General features: G+C 67.7%; 19 protein-coding genes. 11 read left to right on the plus strand and 8 right to left on the minus strand.

All coding sequences use genetic code 11. The features are described from left to right. Positions 1 to 37: 37 nt before the first annotated feature. On the minus strand, positions 38 to 2,209 hold the full coding sequence (locus DWF00_RS27910) for a protein-disulfide reductase DsbD family protein (protein WP_114832155.1): 2,172 nt from the start codon (positions 2,207 to 2,209) through the stop codon (positions 38 to 40). Between the two features lie 193 nt (positions 2,210 to 2,402). Here DWF00_RS27910 and DWF00_RS27915 point away from each other — a divergent pair, with 193 nt between their 5' ends. After that, positions 2,403 to 3,254 carry an SDR family NAD(P)-dependent oxidoreductase gene (locus DWF00_RS27915; RefSeq protein ID WP_114832154.1) on the plus strand — a complete coding sequence of 284 codons (852 nt, stop codon included), beginning with the start codon at positions 2,403 to 2,405 and terminating at the stop codon, positions 3,252 to 3,254. On the opposite strand, the gene DWF00_RS27920 is transcribed toward DWF00_RS27915, so the two are convergent. The 3 genes from DWF00_RS27920 to DWF00_RS27930 are packed head-to-tail and all read right to left on the minus strand — an operon-like array spanning position 3,251 to position 5,793. Further along, positions 3,251 to 4,015 (minus strand): ABC transporter ATP-binding protein, encoded by a 765-nt coding sequence (locus DWF00_RS27920; protein ID WP_181832862.1) that lies wholly within the window; start codon positions 4,013 to 4,015, stop codon positions 3,251 to 3,253. The genes DWF00_RS27915 and DWF00_RS27920 overlap by 4 nt on opposite strands. Beyond that, positions 4,003 to 4,755: an ABC transporter permease gene (locus DWF00_RS27925; RefSeq protein WP_114832152.1), complete on the minus strand. Its 753-nt coding sequence runs from the start codon at positions 4,753 to 4,755 to the stop codon at positions 4,003 to 4,005. Before DWF00_RS27925 ends, DWF00_RS27920 begins: the two co-directional genes overlap by 13 nt. 18 nt (positions 4,756 to 4,773) lie before the next feature. Next, entirely contained in the window at positions 4,774 to 5,793 is a 1,020-nt protein-coding gene (locus tag DWF00_RS27930) for an ABC transporter substrate-binding protein (RefSeq protein ID WP_114832151.1), read from the minus strand. A gap of 158 nt (positions 5,794 to 5,951) precedes the next feature. On the opposite strand from DWF00_RS27930, the gene DWF00_RS27935 reads away from it, so the two are divergent. The 3 genes from DWF00_RS27935 (at position 5,952) to DWF00_RS27945 (ending at position 8,454) form a co-directional block, all read left to right on the plus strand. Further along, positions 5,952 to 6,419 (plus strand): Lrp/AsnC family transcriptional regulator, encoded by a 468-nt coding sequence (locus DWF00_RS27935; RefSeq protein ID WP_114832150.1) that lies wholly within the window; start codon positions 5,952 to 5,954, stop codon positions 6,417 to 6,419. Between the two features lie 309 nt (positions 6,420 to 6,728). Then, positions 6,729 to 7,415, plus strand: a complete 687-nt coding sequence (locus DWF00_RS27940; protein ID WP_114832149.1) for a fumarylacetoacetate hydrolase family protein — start codon at positions 6,729 to 6,731, stop codon at positions 7,413 to 7,415. A 109-nt stretch (positions 7,416 to 7,524) separates the two neighbouring features. Then, positions 7,525 to 8,454, plus strand: a complete 930-nt coding sequence (locus DWF00_RS27945; RefSeq protein ID WP_114832148.1) for a dihydrodipicolinate synthase family protein — start codon at positions 7,525 to 7,527, stop codon at positions 8,452 to 8,454. 210 nt (positions 8,455 to 8,664) lie between these two features. On the opposite strand, the gene DWF00_RS27950 is transcribed toward DWF00_RS27945, so the two are convergent. Both DWF00_RS27950 and DWF00_RS27955 read right to left on the minus strand, forming a co-directional pair. Continuing rightward, positions 8,665 to 9,153, minus strand: a complete 489-nt coding sequence (locus DWF00_RS27950) for a copper chaperone PCu(A)C (RefSeq protein WP_114832147.1) — start codon at positions 9,151 to 9,153, stop codon at positions 8,665 to 8,667. Between the two features lie 91 nt (positions 9,154 to 9,244). Continuing rightward, on the minus strand, positions 9,245 to 9,697 hold the full coding sequence (locus DWF00_RS27955) for a hypothetical protein (protein WP_147283816.1): 453 nt from the start codon (positions 9,695 to 9,697) through the stop codon (positions 9,245 to 9,247). 561 nt (positions 9,698 to 10,258) lie between these two features. Here DWF00_RS27955 and DWF00_RS27960 point away from each other — a divergent pair. The 5 genes from DWF00_RS27960 to DWF00_RS27980 are packed head-to-tail and all read left to right on the plus strand — an operon-like array spanning position 10,259 to position 13,293. Continuing rightward, positions 10,259 to 10,471: a hypothetical protein gene (locus DWF00_RS27960; protein ID WP_114832145.1), complete on the plus strand. Its 213-nt coding sequence runs from the start codon at positions 10,259 to 10,261 to the stop codon at positions 10,469 to 10,471. Further along, positions 10,468 to 10,680: a hypothetical protein gene (locus DWF00_RS27965; RefSeq protein ID WP_114832144.1), complete on the plus strand. Its 213-nt coding sequence runs from the start codon at positions 10,468 to 10,470 to the stop codon at positions 10,678 to 10,680. Before DWF00_RS27960 ends, DWF00_RS27965 begins: the two co-directional genes overlap by 4 nt. Positions 10,681 to 10,687: 7 nt before the next feature. Then, positions 10,688 to 11,794: a methionine ABC transporter ATP-binding protein gene (locus DWF00_RS27970; protein ID WP_114832143.1), complete on the plus strand. Its 1,107-nt coding sequence runs from the start codon at positions 10,688 to 10,690 to the stop codon at positions 11,792 to 11,794. After that, entirely contained in the window at positions 11,784 to 12,449 is a 666-nt protein-coding gene (locus DWF00_RS27975) for a methionine ABC transporter permease (RefSeq protein WP_114832142.1), read from the plus strand. The genes DWF00_RS27970 and DWF00_RS27975 overlap by 11 nt, the downstream gene beginning before the upstream one ends. Before the next feature lie 43 nt (positions 12,450 to 12,492). Beyond that, positions 12,493 to 13,293 (plus strand): MetQ/NlpA family ABC transporter substrate-binding protein, encoded by an 801-nt coding sequence (locus DWF00_RS27980; RefSeq protein ID WP_114832141.1) that lies wholly within the window; start codon positions 12,493 to 12,495, stop codon positions 13,291 to 13,293. Between the two features lie 330 nt (positions 13,294 to 13,623). Here DWF00_RS27980 and DWF00_RS27985 read toward each other — a convergent pair whose 3' ends face one another. Both DWF00_RS27985 and DWF00_RS27990 read right to left on the minus strand, forming a co-directional pair. Continuing rightward, complete coding sequence (locus DWF00_RS27985; RefSeq protein ID WP_114832140.1) at positions 13,624 to 15,825, minus strand: esterase-like activity of phytase family protein; 2,202 nt, start codon at positions 15,823 to 15,825, stop codon at positions 13,624 to 13,626. Between the two features lie 145 nt (positions 15,826 to 15,970). Continuing rightward, positions 15,971 to 16,390: a hypothetical protein gene (locus DWF00_RS27990; RefSeq protein ID WP_114832139.1), complete on the minus strand. Its 420-nt coding sequence runs from the start codon at positions 16,388 to 16,390 to the stop codon at positions 15,971 to 15,973. A 144-nt stretch (positions 16,391 to 16,534) separates the two neighbouring features. Between DWF00_RS27990 and DWF00_RS27995 the strand changes: the two genes are divergently transcribed. Both DWF00_RS27995 and DWF00_RS28000 read left to right on the plus strand, forming a co-directional pair. Beyond that, positions 16,535 to 17,347 (plus strand): helix-turn-helix domain-containing protein, encoded by an 813-nt coding sequence (locus tag DWF00_RS27995; protein WP_114832138.1) that lies wholly within the window; start codon positions 16,535 to 16,537, stop codon positions 17,345 to 17,347. Positions 17,348 to 17,540: 193 nt separating this feature from the next. Further along, a complete protein-coding gene (locus DWF00_RS28000) occupies positions 17,541 to 17,732 on the plus strand; it encodes a CsbD family protein (RefSeq protein WP_114832137.1) in 192 nt (63 codons plus the stop codon). Positions 17,733 to 17,825: the final 93 nt, after the last annotated feature.

Here is a 17,825-nt window from a genome sequence, read left to right on the forward strand (position 1 = left end):
AATGGCGAAAAACGCTACCTCCCTTCCGCCACCGGGCTCAACGGCTCGCGGCCGTCTTCACCTCGCGGCCGGCTGCGCGCTCGGCCGCGGTGATCAGCATGTCCGTCGTCAGCAGTTGCGGCAGGATCTCGGCCTGCGCGCCCTTTGAGGCCGGATAGAACAGATAGAGCGGCACGCCGGCGCGGCCGTGCTCGGCCAGCGTCTGCGCGATGAGCTTGTCGCGGTTGGTCCAGTCGGCCTTGAGATAGGCGACCTTGAGCGAGGCGAAGGCGTCCTTGACCTCCTGCCGCGACAGCGACACGCGCTCGTTGGCCAAGCAAGTAATGCACCAGGCCGCGGTGAAATTGACGAAGACCGGCCGCCCTTGAGCCTGCAAGGCCGCGACGCGCTCGGGCGACCAGGCCTCGATCTCGCCAGCCCGCGCCTCGCTCGGGCCGGCGCTCGGCACCGCGCTCTGCACGACGAAAGCACCCGCGCCGACCGCGACCAGCAGGGCGATGACCGAACTCGCCAGCCGCGCCCGGCCGCCGGCGCCGCGGCTGATGCCGAGCAGCCAGACCAGGAAGCCGGCGGCGAGCACGGCCACGAGCGCGGCCAGCACGCCCATCGGCCCGGCCTGGACCGAGGCGACCCAGATCAGCCAGATCGCGGTCGCGAACATCGGGAAGGCGAAGGCCTGTTTGAGGATGACCATCCAGCGGCCGGGCTTGGGCAGAAGCCTCAGCCAGCCCGGCGCAAAGGAGAGGGCCACGACCGGGAAGGCGAAGCCGAGCGCCAGCGCGAAAAAGACCGAGAGCGCGATCGCGGGCGCCTGCGTCAGCGCATAGCCCATCGCCGCGCCCATGAAGGGCGCCGTGCAGGGCGTGGCGACGATGACGGCGAGCGCGCCGGTCATGAAGGCGCCCATGCGGCCGCCGCTGCTGGCGAGGCCATGGCCGACGCCCTGGACGGAGGTGCCGACCTCGAAAGCGCCGAGCAGGTTGAAGCCGATCAGCGCCATGATCACGGCAAGCGCAATCACCACTGGCGGCGATTGCAACTGAAAACCCCAGCCGACGCTGGCGCCGAACGCGCCGAGGCCGATGACGATTCCGGCGAGCACAAGGAAGGTCGCGACCACGCCGCAGAGGAAGAGCAGGCCCTGCTCGCGCACCTCGGCGCGGTTGGCCTGCGCCAGCTGAGCGAAGCCGAGCGCCTTGATGAACAGCACCGGCAGCACGCACGGCATCAGATTGAGGATCAGCCCGCCGGCAAAGGCGAAGGCGAGCGCGGCCCAGAGCGTGAGGTCGCTTTCGGGTAGCGGAACCGGGGCGCGGACGACGGCGGAGCCGGATGGCGAGCCCTCAGCGGCGGCCGTCACCAGGGCCGGCTCGACATCGGCCGCCAGCGTCAGCGCGCGCGGCACGCCGCCTTCGCGATAGGTGACGACGCCGGAGAGCTCGGGCTTGGTGACCTTGAAGGCGCTGGAGCGGGCGAGTTGGAGGGTCGCGCCCCCGCCCTCAGCCGCCACGCTCTGCGGCGCGGCATGGTCGATCAGCGTGTCGGAGAGCGGGAAGAAGCGCAGCTCCGTCGCGGCCTTGCCGATGCCGGGCAGGGCCAGCGCGAGCCTGTCGCCGTCCGCCGTTAGCTTCGCCTTGAACTGCGCCGGCTGCGGCAGGCCGGCGCGCACCGCCTCGATGCGCTGCTGCGCCTGCTCGTCCACCACCGCGGCCGGGCCGATGGGGAGGTCGAGCGTGAACAGGCCCTCTTCGGGAATGCAGATCTTCTCGCAGACCAGCCAGGTCGCGCTGGCCTTGAGCGAGAGCGTCTCGCCGGGCCTGGCCGTTTCCGGCACGGTGATCTCGACCGGCAGGAGCACGACGCCCTCGAAGCCAAAGTTCACCAGCGGCGGGAAGGGGATCGCCTTGGGCGCCGGCCATTGGATCTCGCCGGCGCTGAAGCCCTCCGGCAGGGTCCAGTCGAGCTTGGTCGCCTCGCCGGAATCGCCGGGATTGACCCAATAGGTGTGCCAGCCCTTGGCGATCTTCTGCTTGAGCGCGACCTGGAAGCGCTCGCCGGGCTGGACCGTATTACGGCTGGAGATCAGGGTCGCGGTGAGGCGCGGGCTGGTCACCGCCGTCGACTCCGCCGCGAAGCCGGCGGCAGGCGCCAGCAGCGCCAGGGCGAGCAGGCCCTGCCGGAGGAAGCGGTTTACGCTACGATCGCCCATGCGTGCCGTCATTGGTCCTTCCAGAATAGCTGTTCAAATGCCTGAAATCAGCGGGCAAGGCCAATGACATCCCGGTGAGGCCCGGCCATTTCGAACCTTCGTCACATCGATGCGAGACTTTGGCGGGGTGCCTTGATGTCGCCCCGTGCGGCCCTTTAGGTGCCGGCGCCATCCTCGAATCGCGAGACCAGCCATGACCATCGACCTCTCCGCCTTCGCCCCGTCGCGCGTCGCCGTGATCACCGGCGGCGCTTCGGGCATCGGCTTCGCCGCCGCCCGGCATTTCGCCGCCCTCGGCATGAAGGTGGTGATTGCCGACCGCGATGGCGAGACGCTGAAAGCCGCGGGCCAGGTCATCGCCGCGATCATCGGCGAGGAGAACGTGCTGGCGGCGGCGACCGACGTCTCCCGCGCCGACGAGTTGCGCGCCCTGCACGAGCAGGTCACCACGCGCTTCGGCAACGTCCATGTCCTGATGAACAATGCCGGCATCCAGCCCGGCAGCACGATCTTCGGCCCGCACGAGAACTGGGAGCGCGTGCTCGGCGTCAACCTTGGCGGCGTCGTCAATGGCTGCCAGATCTTCGGGCCGGGCATGGCCGCGAGCGGCGAGCCCGGCATCATCATCAACACCGGCTCGAAGCAGGGCATCACCACGCCGCCGGGTGACCCGGCCTACAACGTCTCGAAGGCGGGGGTGAAGGCCTTTACCGAGGCGCTGCAGCATGAGCTGCGCCAGAAGGAGGGCGGCAAGGTCAGCGCCCATCTGCTGATCCCCGGCTGGGTCTTCACCGCGCTGACCGCCAAGGCGCGCACCGAGAAGCCGGCGGGTGCCTGGATGCCGGAGCAGGTGATCGAGTTCATGATGGAGCGGCTGAAGGCGGGCGATTTCTACATCCTCTGCCCCGACAACGACACGCCGCGCACGCTCGACGAGCGGCGCATGCTCTGGGCGATCGGCGACATCGTCGAGAACCGCCCGCCGCTCTCGCGTTGGCATGGCGGCTATGGGGAGGAGTTCAAGGCGTTTGCAGAAGGCCGCTAGATCGCAGCCCCATCCGTCACGACATCCGCCCCCAGACCCAAACGCACGGCCCGCACGATCGCGGCTTCGCCCTCCGCACCGCGCTTGCGCGGGCGGGCGGCGGTGATGCGGTGCTCGGCGATGATCTGGCCGGGCGCGCCCGAGAGCACGACGACGCGGTCAGCGAGATAGGCCGCCTCGTCGATGTCGTGGGTGACGAAGAGCACGGTCTTGCCCGTGCTCTGCCAGACGCGGATCAGCTCGTCCTGGAGGTTCTCGCGGGTGAGCGCGTCGAGTGCCGAGAACGGCTCGTCCATCAGCAGGATCTCGGGCTCGACCGCGAGCGCGCGCGCCAGCGAGACCCGCTGGCGCTGGCCGCCGGAAAGTTGGTGCGGCCAACGCTGGGCGAGCTGGCCGAGGCCGACCAGATCGAGCATCTGCTGCGCCTTTTGCAGCCGCGCCGGGCGCGCGACCTGCCCTTCCAGCCCGAAGCCGACATTCGAGACGACCTTGCGCCAGGGCAGCAGGCGTGAATCCTGAAAGACCAGTGCGACCGGCCGGCGGGTATTGTCCCTGGCGTTGATCACGACCTCGCCGCCGCTCGGCTTGGCGAGGCCGGCGATCACGCGCAGCAAGGTCGACTTGCCGACGCCGGAGGGGCCGACGATGGCCAGGAACTCGCCGCGCTCGACCTGAAGGTCGAGCTTGCGCAGCACCTCCGTCGCCTCGCCGTCGCGGGTGAAGGTGAGCGAGAGGCCCTTGATGTCGATCACGCTTTCCATCGCAGCACCCATGCTTGAACGGCGACGAAAATGGTGTCGAGCAGGCCGTAGAGCGCGGCCATGGTCAGCATGTAGATGACGACGATATCGGTCGCGAGCAGGCTCGAGGCCTGCATCATGCGCTGGCCGACGCCGGCGACGCCGAATATCTCGGCCGCGACCACCGCCATCCAGGCCTGGCCGAGCGCGGTGCGGACACCGACGAGGATGCCGGGCATGGCGGCCGGCAGCAGGATCTTGGTCAGGCGCTGCCAGGAGGAGCGGAAGCCGAAGGCGTCGGCGACCTCGATCAGGTCGCGGTCGACGCCCTTGATCGCGCCTTGCGCGGCGAAGAAGACGATCCAGAACACGCCGATGGCGATGATGAAGACCGCCGCCGAGGGGTTCACGCCGAACCAGATGATGGCGAAGGGCACCCAGGCGAGGCCGGGGATGGGCCGGAGCACGCGCACGACCCAGGCCGTCGCCTCCTCGGCGATCTTGAACATGCCGACCAGCGTGCCGAAGGCGGCGCCGAGCGCCGAGCCGAGGAACAGGCCAACGAAATAATGCCAGAGCGAGCCGAGGATGGCGGCCGTCCAGGCGCCCGAGGTGACCTCGCGCCAAAACGCCTTCGGCAGGACGCTCGGCCCCGGCAGGAAGGCCGGGTTGACCAGGCCGAAATAGGGTATCGCCTCCCAGATCAGCAGGAAGACGATGAGGCCCGCAAGGGCGAGGGCCGGAGCCCTAAGTGAAGTCAAATCAGCCGCCTTACGTCGTCAGCCCTTGATGGCGCGCTCGTAATACTGCGTCTCGAACAGTCCGTCGAACGGAAGTTCCTTCTCCAGCGAACCGAGCTTGACCTGATAGGCCTGCATCGCGCGCGACGGCTCGATGATCTTGCGCGGGTCGATCTCGAACTTGCTCGCCGGCGAGACCAGCGCCTTGGCGATGATCGCGGGCTCGACGATGCCCTTGCCGAGCGCGGCGGCGAGATGCGGCACCGCCTTGTCCGGCGTCTTGGCGATCAGGTTGGCAGCGCGCACCAGGCCGTTGACCAGTTGCTGCACGGCCTGCGGGTTCTTGGTGATGAAGGCGCCGGAGACGGCGACGACCGTGCCGGGCTGGCCAGGGAAGACATCCTCGCCGCCAGCGATCAGCTTGATCGCGGGGTTGCGGTCCTGGATGATCGTCAGGGCCGGCTCGCGCACGCTGCCGCCATCGACCGCGCCGGCCAGGATCGCCTGCTGCGTCGCGTCGATGCCCATCGGCACGATCTCGACATCAGCCTTGTCGACCTTGGCGACCTCCCAGAGCCAGTATTGCAAGGTGGTGTTGGGCACCGAGCCGGCCGGCTGCGTCGCCAGCCGCGCGGGCTTGCCGACGGCAGCGCGGAAGGCCTTGAGGGCAGCAGCCGCACTCGTGCCGGCGGTGAAGTACTTCGCCAGCGACGGCGCCGCCACGACGACGTTCTCGCCCGTCGCCGTCGCCGCCACGACCCGGACGTCGACACCGCGCGAGCGGGCAACGGCGAGCGGCGCCACGCCGGCGATGTAGATGTCGATCGTGCCCGAGGCGAGCGCCTGGATCATGTTCGGGCCGGATTCGAAGGTGGTGAGCGAGACGTCGAGGCCCGCCTGCTTCAGCCAACCCTCGCCATAGGCGACGAAGAAGGGCGCCGTGCCGACGACCGGAATGAAGCCGACGCGGGCCGGCACGGACTGCGCATGCGCCAGCGACGGCGCGCCAGCGGCGGCAAGAGCGGAGCTGGCGGTCAACAGAAACTGGCGGCGGTCCATCGGTGCACCCTTCTCGAAGCGGGGTCCGAAAACGCCCCGTTGACAGATTGAGAAAAGGATTTTCTATCTGAAAACAAGACGCGGGCATCGAAAAGATGAATTTTCTCTTTTCTCTCGCTTCAACGGAAAAAATTCTTCCTTTTTGATGGACCGAGAGAATGGATGCGATCGACCGTAAAATCCTGACCGTGCTGCAAAGCGACGCCAACATCTCGATCGCCGAATTGGCTGACAGGGTCGGCCTGTCGCAGACGCCGTGCTGGAAGCGAATCCAGCGTCTGGAGGCGACCGGCGTCATCATCAAGCGCGTCGCCCTGGTGGCGCCGGAGAAGATCGGTCTCGGCCTGACCGTCTTCGTGCAGATCGAGACCGCCGATCATTCCGGCCCCTGGCTGGAGAAGTTCGCGCAGACCGTCGCCTCGATGCCGGAGGTGATGGAGTTCTACCGGATGGCGGGGGATGTCGACTACATGCTGCGCGTCGTCGTCGCCGACATGGCCGCCTATGACGGCTTCTACAAGAAGCTGATCGACACGATCCCGCTGAAGAACGTGACCTCGCGCTTCGCCATGGAGCGGATCAAGGCGACGACGGCGTATAAGGTGCCGGATTTGCCGAAGGCGTGAGGCGGCGCGCGACCTAACAAGAAAGTGCGTGGGATCCCCTCTCCTGTAAGGAGAGGGGTGGGGGTGAGGTGTACGCCGTTTGACACTGGTGCGGTGAGTTGACCGCGGCCCTGTTTCAGCTTCGCTGGTCCAGCGGCCGACACCTCACCCTGCCCTCTCCTTACAGGAGAGGGTTCCCCGCGCCTTTTCTTGAAGCGATGGCGCGGAATGAGCGCCGCGCAGCCCCGCCACGTAACTCCAGGTACTTGCCCAAGGCCCCGCACTCCCGCATGAACGGCGGCGAACCTACTAGGGGAGCTTGAGCCTGCCATGTCGAATTACGTGATCGATCCGCCCGCCATCGCCACGGTTCCGGTCGCCGGCGGCGGGCTCTTCCCCGTGCGCCGCATCTTCTGCGTCGGCCGCAACTACGCCGAGCACACCCGCGAGATGGGCGGCGATCCCGACCGCGAGGAGCCGTTCTTCTTCACCAAGCCGGCCGATGCCGTCGTCATCGGCGGCGCCGACATGCCCTACCCGAGCAAGACCAACGACCTGCACCACGAGATGGAGCTGGTCGTCGCGATCGGTACGGGCGGCAAGGACATCGCCGAGGCCGATGCGCTGAACCATGTCTACGGCTATGCCGCCGGGCTCGACATGACCCGCCGCGACCTGCAGGCCGCCGCCAAGAAGGCCGCCCGGCCCTGGGACATGAGCAAGGGCTTCGACCAGTCGGCGCCGATCGGCGAGATCGTGCCGGCGGCCAGGGCCGGCCATCCCGATACCGGGCTGATCGAGCTCAAGGTCAACGGCACGGTGCGGCAGAGCTCCGACCTCGCCAAGATGATCTGGAGCGTGCCCGAGACGATCGCCTACCTCTCCGGCCTCGTCGAGCTGGCGCCGGGCGACCTGATCATGACCGGCACGCCGGAAGGCGTGGCGGCCGCGGTACGCGGCGACCTGCTGGAAGGCACGGTCGCGGGCGTCGGCACGGTCAGCGTCAAGATCGCCTGAGGAGCGGTTTCGCGGCCGGCTCTGTCGCCGAGGCGACCGACCGGCCCGGACTCGATGCCGTATTGAGCCATGGCGCCCCGGAGGCGCCTTTAGAACGAGAGCCACGACCATGCGCCTGACACCCGACGCCGGCGGCGTCTTCCCGATCGCGCCGACCCCGTTCACGCCCGATGGCGCGATCGACTGGACCAGCGCCGACCGGCTGTTCGAGTTCTATGCCGGCATCGGCTCGGACGGTGTCACCGTGCTCGGCATCATGGGCGAGGCGCCGAAGCTCGAACCGGATGAGTCGGTCGAACTGGTCAAGCGCGCGGCGGCGAAGATGGGCGGCAAGCCGATCATCGTCGGCGTCTCCGCCCCGGGCTTCGCGGCGATGCGCTCGCTGGCGCGGCAGGTGATGGATCTCGGCGCCGGCGCCGTGATGATCGCCCCGCCCTCCTCGCTGCGCACCGACGACCAGATCGTCACCTACTATGCCCAGGCGGTCGAGGCGATCGGCACCGACATCCCCTTCGTGATCCAGGACTATCCGCTGACGCTCTCGGTGGTGATGACGCCGGCCGTGATCCGCCGCATCGTTCAGGACAACCCGTCCTGCGTGATGCTGAAGCACGAGGACTGGCCGGGGCTGGAGAAGATATCGACGCTGCGCAAGTTCCAGGCAGAGGGCTCGCTGCGCAAGATCGCGATCCTGACCGGCAATGGCGGGCTCTTCCTCGATTTCGAGATGGAGCGCGGCGCCGACGGGGCCAATACCGGCTATGCCTTCCCGGAATTGCTGATCGACGTGGTCAGGTTCAGCAAGGCGGGCCAGCGCGACGCTGCCCATGACATCTTCGACGCGCATCTGCCGCTGCTGCGCTACGAGCAGCAGCAGGGCGTCGGCCTCGCCGTGCGCAAATATGTGATGATGAAGCGCGGCATCCTGACCAGCGACGCCCAGCGCAAGCCGGGCGCGGGGCTGACCGCCGCGGCGAAGGCCGAGGTCGATTACCTGCTGGCGCGGCTGGCGAAGCACGACCCGCGCGCGAAGATCTAGGCGAACGACCGGGCGGCTGCCCCTCTTCCCTTCTCCCCCTGCGGGAGAAGGTGCCCCGGCAGGGGCGGATGAGGGGTCGCGCCGTCCTTTATTGTTGAGCTTGGTTGAAGCGGCGCACGGTGTTCGTCGCGCGACCCCTCATCCGTCAGCGCTTCGCGCTGCCACCTTCTCCCGCAGGGGGAGAAGGGAGCCCGCGCTCTTCCTTCCAGCCTAGTGCTTATGCCCGCCGGCGGGTTCGCTCGCCCCGCGGGCGCCGATGCTCTCGACCTTGAACTCGACCTCGATGGTACCCGCCTTCTCGAAGGTCAGCGTGCCCTTCAGCATCTCGTCCTGCTTCAGCGGCTGCTTCAGCTCCTGGAACATGATGTGATAGCCGCCGGGCTTGAACTCGACCTTGCCGCCGGCGGGGATCTCGACGCCCTTCTCCAGCTCGCGCATGGTCATGACGCCGTCCTTGGTCGCCATCTCATGCATCTCGCCGCGGCCGGCGAAGGGGGCGGAGACGGCGATGAGCCGGTCCGGCGTCGTGCCGGTGTTCTCGATGGTGAGGTAGCCGCCGCCGACCTTGGCGCCGTTGGGCGTGGCGCGCGACCAGGGATGGCCGATCTTGAGCGGGCCGAGCTTGAATTCATGGGCGAAGGCGGCAGTGCTCGACAAGGCGAGCAGCAGCACGGCCAGGGTGCGAACGGGCGTGTTCATCGGAGATATCCTGAAAGACGGTTGCCGCCGGGCGGCTTGAAAGCCCGGTACGACGCATTTCATGCGGCAGCTCGGGCAGAGAAGCGAAGCTCTAGCTAAGAGCTATCGGCGGTGCCCGCGATTGCGGCAGGCCGAACGAAGCGACACGCGGCAGGCCGGCGGCGAGCAGTTGCGGCGCCGCGACGAGCACCGCGACCCGGCTGTCTGTCGGCTGGAGAGCCCCGGGCGGGGCTGCGACGACCGGGTTGGCCGGGCAGCCCTGGCAATGCTGCTGGGAGTTATCGGAAGCTGGCGCATTCTGGTCCTGGGCCGGCTGGCCCGAGCACAGCACCGCGCCGTCAAGCGCCGAATGTGCCGCCAGCGCAGGCGTGGGCGCGAGCGCCGCCGCCAGCACCGCCAGCGCATAGGCGCTTGCCAGCCAGGCTCCGAGCACGGAGCGGCGCAGGCGCGCGAACATGGGGGCGGTGGCCGGCATGGCGGGGACATGGCGCCGTCGCGCCGCCTCCGTCAAGCCGCAGGCTGTCGCAGGGCGCTCGCCGGACACGGGGCTCCTCCCTTGCCCCTTGTGGGGAAGGGTATGGGGTTGGGGGCGAACTCCTGGGTGCAGCAGCGTTTGATGCGCGCTGTAGCAGCAACAGCCCGTAACGATGACGCAATTCACCCCGTCTTTCCGCCCCCCCACCCCCAACCTCTCCCCACAAAGGGGGAGGGGCTCCCGCGCCTTACCGGTCACGGAGGAAAGTCGGATTCTGAGAAGGATTTTCTACAAGCGACACATCCGCTAGGACACCGACATCTTGAGACGGCGTTTCTTTAAAAGAACGATTGGGTTGACAAAGAGGACACTCCGAGCCAAATTGGCCTCGTCATCAGGGCAGCCTGATGGCCGCGGAGATTTGAGCGAGCAGCTTGCGCCGCGTCACCAAACGCTAAAGCGGAGTTTGACATGACCCTTTCCGACCTGCCCCAGCCGGCCCCCGCGAAAGCCTCGCCCGCCTGCTGTTGTCGAATGCCGATCCTGCGCTGAACGGCCGCCCGCGCCAAGCCGGGCCCCTCTTCCAGACCGATCCCATTCGAACGCCGCATCCGTGGCGAAAGGCTGACCATGTCCACGACCCAACAGAGCTACGTCATCGAAATCGGCGAGACCCAGGCCGGGCTCGTCAACCGCCGTGGCGACGAGCGCTTCTTCACCTTCATCTCGGCCTCCTCGGCCTTCCGCGCCCTGGAAGGCCAGCGCTTCGCCACGCCGAGCGCGGCCGAACTCGCGGCGCGCCAGCTCGGCCGGGTGCAGAGCGCGAGGCGGCTCGCCTCATGAGCGACGAGCGCGCCGGCTTCCTCGCGGTCTTCCGCGCCCATCTCGGCGACTGGTTCGAGCGCGCCTTTCCGGCCGAGCTCGGCCAGAGGCCGGGCGAGGCGCGGGCGAGTGACGACGACGAAGCTGGCGACGCCAGGCGGCAGTCGATCCACGACGTCACGCTGGAGCAGCTCGGCATCAGCCACTGGTCCTGCCACACCCATTTCTGAGGCCATGATGAACGCCCCACTCAGGCGCGACGCCTTCAGCGTCGGCGCCGCTCCCATCCCCATTGCCGCTGCGGCGATCCGCTTCGAGAATGTCGGCAAGGTTTTTCCGGGCCGCTCGGGCCAGGGGTCCGTTACCGCTCTCGAGGGCATCGACCTTGCCGTACCGCAGGGCTCGATCCTCGGCGTGATCGGCCGCTCCGGCGCCGGCAAATCCACCCTGATCCGGCTCGTCAACGGGCTGGAGCGCGCCACCTCCGGCCGCATCCTGCTCGAAGACGAGGACGTCACCGGCCTGACCGAGGCCGGCTGGCGGGCGAGGCGCCGGACGACCGGCATGATCTTCCAGCATTTCAACCTGCTGTCATCGCGCACCGTCTTCGACAACGTCGCGCTGCCGCTGGAGATCGCGGGAACGGCGAAGGCCGAGATCAAGGCGCGCGTCGAAACGCTGCTCGACCTTGTCGGCCTGTCCGACAAGAGCGGGCGCTATCCGGCCGAGCTCTCCGGCGGGCAGAAGCAGCGCGTCGGCATCGCCCGCGCCCTCGCGACCGAGCCGAAGGTGCTGCTCTGCGACGAGGCGACCTCGGCGCTCGACCCGGAGACGACGCAGTCGATCCTGGCGCTGCTCAAGCGCGTCAACCGCGAGCTTGGCCTCACCATCCTGCTGATCACCCACGAGATCCCGGTGATCAAGGAAATCTGCGACCGGGTCGCGGTGATCGAGGGTGGGCGCATCGTCGAGGAAGGCGAGACCTTCCAAGTCTTCACCAGGCCGCAGCACCCGACCACGGCGCGCTTCGTCGAGACCGTGACCGGCGTCGAGCTGCCGGCGCATCTGGCTGACAGGATCAGGCCGACGGCGAAGGCCGGCGACAACGCCATACTGCGCATCACCTTCACCGGCGAGAACGCGACGGCGCCGGTGATCAGCCGGCTGAGCTCCGTCGTCGGCGTCGACGTCAACATCCTGGCCGGGCGGATCGACGCCATTGCCGGCCAGCCCTTCGGCAGCCTACTCGTCTCGGTGCCGGCGCGCGATCCGGAATTCTCGGCCGTGCTCGGCGCGCTGAAGAGCCTCGACCTCAAGGCGGAGGTGCTCGGCCATGTCTCCTGAAATCATCCGGCTCATCATCCAGGCGACCGGCGACACCTTGCTGATGGTCGCGGTCGCCGCCGGACTCGGCACCGTGTTCGGCCTGCCGCTCGGCGTCTTCCTCGCCACCAGCAAGCGCGGCGAGCTTTTCGCCGCCCCAGTCGTCAATGCCGTGCTCGGCGCACTGGTCAACGCCACCCGCTCGACGCCCTTCATCATCCTCGTCGTCGCGATCATCCCGTTCACCCGGCTGATCGCAGGCACCTCGATCGGCACCAATGCCGCGATGGTGCCGCTGACGCTGGCCGCCACGCCCTTCATCGCCCGGCTGATCGAAGGCGCGATCCGCGAGGTCGACCAGGGCCTGGTCGAAGCCGCCCGCTCGATGGGCGCGACCCCGCTCCAGATCGTGCGCAAGGTCCTGGTGCCCGAGGCGCTGCCGGCGATTACGCTGGGGCTCACGCTCGCCATCGTCAGCCTGCTCGGCTTCTCCGCCATGGTCGGCGCGGTCGGTGGCGGCGGGCTCGGCGACCTCGGCATCCGCTACGGCTACCAGCGCTTCATGCCCGACGTGATGGGCGTGGTCGTCGCCGTGCTGATCGTCCTCGTCCAGACCGTGCAGAGCATCGGCGACCGGCTGGCGCGCCGGCTCAACAAGCGCCTGCGCCACGCCTGACCCCTTTTTCCTTCCCCATCCAAAGCAGACTCAAGGAGTTCCCATGTCCATCATCACCCGCCGCGCCGCGCTCTTCGCCTCGGCCGCCATCGCCCTGACGCTGGCCGCCCCGGCCTTCGCCCAGCAGAACCAGGTCGTCCGCATCGGCGCCTCGCCCGGCCCGCATGCCGAGATCCTCGAGAAGGTGAAGCCGCTCGCCGCCAAGAAGGGGCTCGACCTCAAGATCGTCGAGTTCTCCGACTATGTCGTGCCGAACCAGGCGCTCGACGCCGGCGAGCTGGAGGCCAATTCCTTCCAGAACCAGCCCTATCTCGACAACCAGGTGAAGGATCGCGGCTACAAGCTGGTCAGCGTCGGCCTGACCGTGAACTTCCCGCTCGGCATCTACTCGTCGAAGTACAAGAACTGGTCGGAGGTGCCGGATGGCGCCACGATCGCGATCCAGAACGACCCGACCAATGGCGGGCGCTCGCTGCTGCTGCTGCAGGACAAGGGCATCATCAAGCTGAAGGACGGCGTCGGCTTCAAGCCGACCGTAGCCGACATCACCGCCAACCCGAAGAAGCTGAAGATCGTCGAGATCGACGCCGCCCAGACGCCGCGCTCGCTTTCCGACGTCGCCGCCGCCGCGATCAACACGAACTACGCGGTCGACGCCAAGATCGAGCCGACCTCGGCCATCCTGCGCGAGGATCCCAAGGGTCCTTATGTGAACCTGATCGCAGTTCGCGAGGCCGACAAGGACAAGGCTTGGGTGAAGTCGCTGCTCGAGGTCTACCACTCGCCGGAGATCAAGGCCTTCGTCGCCGAGCGCTTCAAGGGCTCTGTGCTCGCCGGCTGGTAAGGCCTGAGCTTTGCTTTAACGCATTTCCTTCACGCGAACCGGAATCCACTTCGCTCGAAAATGCTTTTGGTTCCTCCCACCTGGCCCGCATGAGGTCAGGCACCTGCCCCGGATGCGTAGGCGTCCGGGGCTTTTTGTTGAATGATGCGCCGCTCTCTCCCCTTCTCCCCTTGCGGGAGAAGGTGCCCCGGCAGGGGCGGATGAGGGGTCGCGCTAGGCTTTCCGATGGACGGAGTAGGTCACGCGCCGATGTTGCAATCGTCGCGCGACCCCTCATCCGTCAGCGCTTCGCGCTGCCACCTTCTCCCGCAGGGGGGAGAAGGGAAGTACTCAATGCGCCAGCTTGCCGAGGGCGAAGAACGCCGTCTCGCCGGAGGAGTCATCCACCCCGTCATTATCGGTCACGACAAAGAGGTTGCCTGCGCTGTCCACAGTCATGCCCTCGACCTTGTCGAGGCCGTAGCCGCCGAGCTTCATCAGGTCGGGCGTCAGGTCGCGCAGCAGCTTCTTCTCGACGGTCGGAATCGTCGAGGAGCCGAACGGGGCCGGCACCAGGCCCTTGACCGAGAAGGTCGCGAGCGTCTTCACCGCCTTGGTGCCGAAGAGGTTGTCGCGCTCGATCACGGCGAAGCTGTCATTGCCAAGATAGGTCAGCTCGGACAGGCCCATCCAGGCGCCAGCGGCCGGAGCGGTCAGCGGGTAATAGAGGATGCCCCAGCTCTTGGTCGACGGCTTGTAGCTGAGGATCTTGACCTTGCCCTTCGGGTCGTCCTTCCACTCGCGCTGCACGGCGATCCAGACGGTCTCGTCCGCGCCGGTGCCGGTGACGGTGACGCCCTCATAGCCCTGGTTGATCGCCTGCTTGGCGAAATCCTCGGGGAGAGCGATCTCCTCCTCGACCTCGCCCTTGGCGGAGACGCGCAGCAGCAGGTTCTGCGTCGGCTTCTCCTTGGCCTCGGGAGCGCCCTCGGACGCCAGCCAGAAGCCGCCGGCCGGACGGGTCGCAATGGCTTCGGCGTCGTAGCCGACCGGCTTGCCGTCCTTGGTCAGGGTTAGGGCCGAGACGATCTTCGCCGGCTTCTGGCTGGCGTCGATATCGAGGATGCGGGTCGGCGAATAGGCGCTGTCGGTGACCGCATGGAGGCGGCCGGCCGTGGTCGCATGCGCGGCGAGGCCGGAGAGCGCGCCCCAGCCGAGCGGCGCGCCATCGACTTCCACTGATGCGATGCTCGGATAGGCGGCCGGCGCCTCGCTGCGCTCGTAGATCATCACGGCAGCGCGGGCGCCGCCCTTGTCGCCGACGTCGGCCTCGGCGGCGGAGACGAAGAGATTGCGCTGCGGGATGGCGAGCAGGCCCTCCGGTGCGATGCCCGACGGCAACGCCTGGAGGAAGCGCGGCGCGCGACCGGCGCCCTCGTCCTTGAACACCAGCACGAGCGAGGCGCGCTCCAGGCCGACGAAGAAGAGGCGCTCAGTGCCATAGGTGCCGGCCTCGATGCCCTCGGGCTCGCTGCCCTTGGCGGCCGAGCGACGCTCGGGGTAGTGGCCGAGCCGCATGGCGATGCTGTCGACCATATTGCCGGAGTCGAATTCGACCGTGCCGTCCTTGCGGAAGATGGTGAAGCCGCGCGAGCCGCCCTTCCAGTCGCCCTCGTTGGCGGTGACGAAGCGGTCATTGTCGAGCCAGCGCACCGCGTCAGGCTCGCGGGCGACGTTCTTCAGTTCTTCCGTCGGCTTGATCTGGCCGTCGCGGGTCTTGTCGATGCCCTTGAGGTCGACCGCGCCGGCGGGGAAGTTGGCGACGAGCTTGCCGGACTTCGTGTCGACGATGGCGATGTGGTTGTTCTCCTGCAGCGTCACCACCGCGAGGCCGTCCTGGTTGACGTCGACGAATTCCGGCTCCGGATCGGTCGGCTCGACCGCGGTGATGCCAGTGAGGTCGACGACCTGGCGCGAGGCGCAATCGGCGGCGCCGTCCTTGATCGAGACCAGCGTCAGGTTGCCGGCCGGGAGCTGCGGCAGGTCGCCCTTGTTGAACTTCTCGTCGCGCTCGTTCTCCATGACGATGGCGAGCTTGCCCTTGTCCTTGGTCAGCGTGATCGAATCCGGCTGACCGCCGAGATCGCATTTGGCGGTGATCTGCTTGGTCTTGAGGTCGATGGTGGCGAGGTAGCCGGCCGGCTCCTTGAAATTGCTGCCGGAGGTGACGACGACCGCGAAGACGGACTCGCCGAGGATCGCAACCGAGGTCGGCTCGCCGCCGACCGGGATGAAGCCGAAGGGTTTTGGCGCATTGGCGGTGGTGATGTCGATCAGGCCGATCGCCTGCTGCTCGGCATCGGTATAGGCCAGCACCGTGCCGGCCTCGTTGGCGGCGATGATTTCGGACACCGTCTTCTTCGAGGCGTCGCGGTCGGCCGGCAGGTTCAGCGGCACCGAGAAGGTGGCGACGCGGTTGAACATCGGCTCGGCGAGCGCGGTGCCGCCGAGCAGCACGGATGCGAGAGCCGCGAGAACGAAGGGATTGCGCATGGGTCGATCCTGTCCGGCTGGAGCATGAAACTGGCAGGCATCGGCTAGTGAGCGCGGGCGACAGTTTCGTGACAGTTTGCCGGCTGGAGCGACGTAAAGAGCCGGCCACCCGGAGTACCGGACGGCACGGCTCAAGATGGAGCGATCAGCGGCTGGCAATCGCCGCGCCACCGACCACAGCAGAACTCCTCAACCCGATCACCTCAAGCTCGGTGATCACCGCCACCGCCGCAGCCTGGGCCAGGACGAAGGCGATGCCAAGCCCGGTCGGTGCGAACCAGCCGGCGACCAGGATCAGGATGCTGTCGGCGACCCAGAGGATGTTGACGCCGATCACGGCGTAGACGGCGAGACGCGGCAGGGTCGCCCGGCTGGCGAAGAAGGCGAGCAGCGCAGCACAGGGCAGCAGCACCAGGCCCGCCCCCATCAGGAAGGCGGCGGGGAAGCCGAGCGGCCCGGAGAGCGCGCCGGCTCCGAAATCGAGCAGGAGCCCGGTCGCGGCGCAGGCGGCGGCATCGAGGGCAAGCGCGTTGCGCAGGACGCGCGAAGACTGGATCGACGACATGGCATGGTTTCCTTGGCTGTGCCCGGGGACCGCCTCTGCGGTTCCGGCCGTTGCTGATGGGGCCATGCTGACCAAGACGCGGCGGCCAGTCGATTAAGCGGGAGGTAATTGGAACGGGACGGAACCCGGACTAGGTTTACCGGCATGAACGAGCATTACAGACCCACCGTCGGCCATCTCATCCGCGACTGGCGGCAGCTGCGCCGGCTGAGTCAGCTCGACCTCGCGCTCGAGGCCGAGATCTCGCAGAAGCATCTCAGCTTCATCGAAAGCGGCCGCTCCGCCCCCAGCCGCGACATGGTCCTGCACCTCGCCGAATATCTCGGCGTGCCGCTGCGCGAACGCAATGCGCTGCTGCTCGCGGCCGGCTACGCGCCGGTCTATCTGGAGCGCTCGCTCGAAGACCCGAGCCTGCAAGCCGCCAAAGCCGCGATCGACCTCGTGCTGAAGGGGCACGAGCCCTATCCGGCCATCGCGGTCGACCGGCACTGGACGCTGCTCGCGGCCAATGCGGCGGTCGGGCCGCTGATGGGGCTGGCAGCCGATGCCGACCTGCTGCGGCCACCGGTCAACGTGCTCAGGCTGAGCCTGCACCCGGGCGGGCTCGCGCCCTTCATCGCCAATCTCAGTGAATGGCGCGGTCATCTGATCGCCCGGCTGCGTCAGCAGATCAGGGCGACGGCGGATCCGGTGCTGGCCGACCTGCTCGCGGAGTTGCTGACCTATCCGGCTCCGGCCGTACCTGTGAGGAAGGGGCATGCGGCCGAGCCTGAGCTGGAGGCGGCGATCGTCGTGCCGATGCAGCTGAAGCTCGGCGAGCAGGTCCTCTCGCTGATCTCGACCACGACCGTATTCGGCACGCCGGTCGACATCACGCTGTCGGAGCTGGCGCTGGAGACGTTCTTTCCCGCGGACGCAGCGACGGCGGAGGCGCTGCGGGCGATGGCGGCCAAGTAGCGCTCGCCGTCATGCTCGCCCTTCTGGCCGGTATCCACGTTTTAAGCACCGCTCTCGACCAGCAAAGACGCAGATGGCCGGGACTAACCCGACCATGACGGTGGAGGACGGCGTCCGGGAACCTTCTCCCGGCCCGGCCGTTTCCTCACCATAGCCGCTGCGGCGGCGCGCATTCGAGTAAGGAGACGAACCAATGGGCAGCACCGCTGACAAGATCAAGGGCATGGCCAACGAGGCCGCTGGCAACGTCAAGCAGGGCGTCGGCAAGGCGCTCGACAAGCCCGGCCTCCAGGCCGAGGGCTTTGCGCAGGAGCGCAAGGGCGAGGCCCAGCAGGCGCTTGGCAAGACCAAGGACGCAGTCAAGAAAGTGATCGACAAGGCCTGACGCATCAGGCGCTTGCGATCGAAAAAAGGGCGGGCGACCTCTGGGGTCACCCGCCCTTTTCTTATGCGTTTCGTAGCCCTCGCCCTGAGGACT

Source organism: Allobosea caraganae, assembly GCF_003351345.1.
GTDB classification, from domain to species: domain Bacteria; phylum Pseudomonadota; class Alphaproteobacteria; order Rhizobiales; family Beijerinckiaceae; genus Allobosea; species Allobosea caraganae.

Coding starts and splice junctions, on each gene's coding strand:
- DWF00_RS27910 (WP_114832155.1), bottom strand. CDS start 2,209: ATGGGCGATCGTAGCGTAAACCGCTTCCTCCGGCAGGGCCTGCTCGCC.
- DWF00_RS27915 (WP_114832154.1), top strand. CDS start 2,403: ATGACCATCGACCTCTCCGCCTTCGCCCCGTCGCGCGTCGCCGTGATC.
- DWF00_RS27920 (WP_181832862.1), bottom strand. CDS start 4,015: ATGGAAAGCGTGATCGACATCAAGGGCCTCTCGCTCACCTTCACCCGC.
- DWF00_RS27930 (WP_114832151.1), bottom strand. CDS start 5,793: ATGGACCGCCGCCAGTTTCTGTTGACCGCCAGCTCCGCTCTTGCCGCC.
- DWF00_RS27935 (WP_114832150.1), top strand. CDS start 5,952: ATGGATGCGATCGACCGTAAAATCCTGACCGTGCTGCAAAGCGACGCC.
- DWF00_RS27940 (WP_114832149.1), top strand. CDS start 6,729: ATGTCGAATTACGTGATCGATCCGCCCGCCATCGCCACGGTTCCGGTC.
- DWF00_RS27945 (WP_114832148.1), top strand. CDS start 7,525: ATGCGCCTGACACCCGACGCCGGCGGCGTCTTCCCGATCGCGCCGACC.
- DWF00_RS27950 (WP_114832147.1), bottom strand. CDS start 9,153: ATGAACACGCCCGTTCGCACCCTGGCCGTGCTGCTGCTCGCCTTGTCG.
- DWF00_RS27960 (WP_114832145.1), top strand. CDS start 10,259: ATGTCCACGACCCAACAGAGCTACGTCATCGAAATCGGCGAGACCCAG.
- DWF00_RS27965 (WP_114832144.1), top strand. CDS start 10,468: ATGAGCGACGAGCGCGCCGGCTTCCTCGCGGTCTTCCGCGCCCATCTC.
- DWF00_RS27970 (WP_114832143.1), top strand. CDS start 10,688: ATGAACGCCCCACTCAGGCGCGACGCCTTCAGCGTCGGCGCCGCTCCC.
- DWF00_RS27975 (WP_114832142.1), top strand. CDS start 11,784: ATGTCTCCTGAAATCATCCGGCTCATCATCCAGGCGACCGGCGACACC.
- DWF00_RS27980 (WP_114832141.1), top strand. CDS start 12,493: ATGTCCATCATCACCCGCCGCGCCGCGCTCTTCGCCTCGGCCGCCATC.
- DWF00_RS27985 (WP_114832140.1), bottom strand. CDS start 15,825: ATGCGCAATCCCTTCGTTCTCGCGGCTCTCGCATCCGTGCTGCTCGGC.
- DWF00_RS27990 (WP_114832139.1), bottom strand. CDS start 16,390: ATGTCGTCGATCCAGTCTTCGCGCGTCCTGCGCAACGCGCTTGCCCTC.
- DWF00_RS27995 (WP_114832138.1), top strand. CDS start 16,535: ATGAACGAGCATTACAGACCCACCGTCGGCCATCTCATCCGCGACTGG.
- DWF00_RS28000 (WP_114832137.1), top strand. CDS start 17,541: ATGGGCAGCACCGCTGACAAGATCAAGGGCATGGCCAACGAGGCCGCT.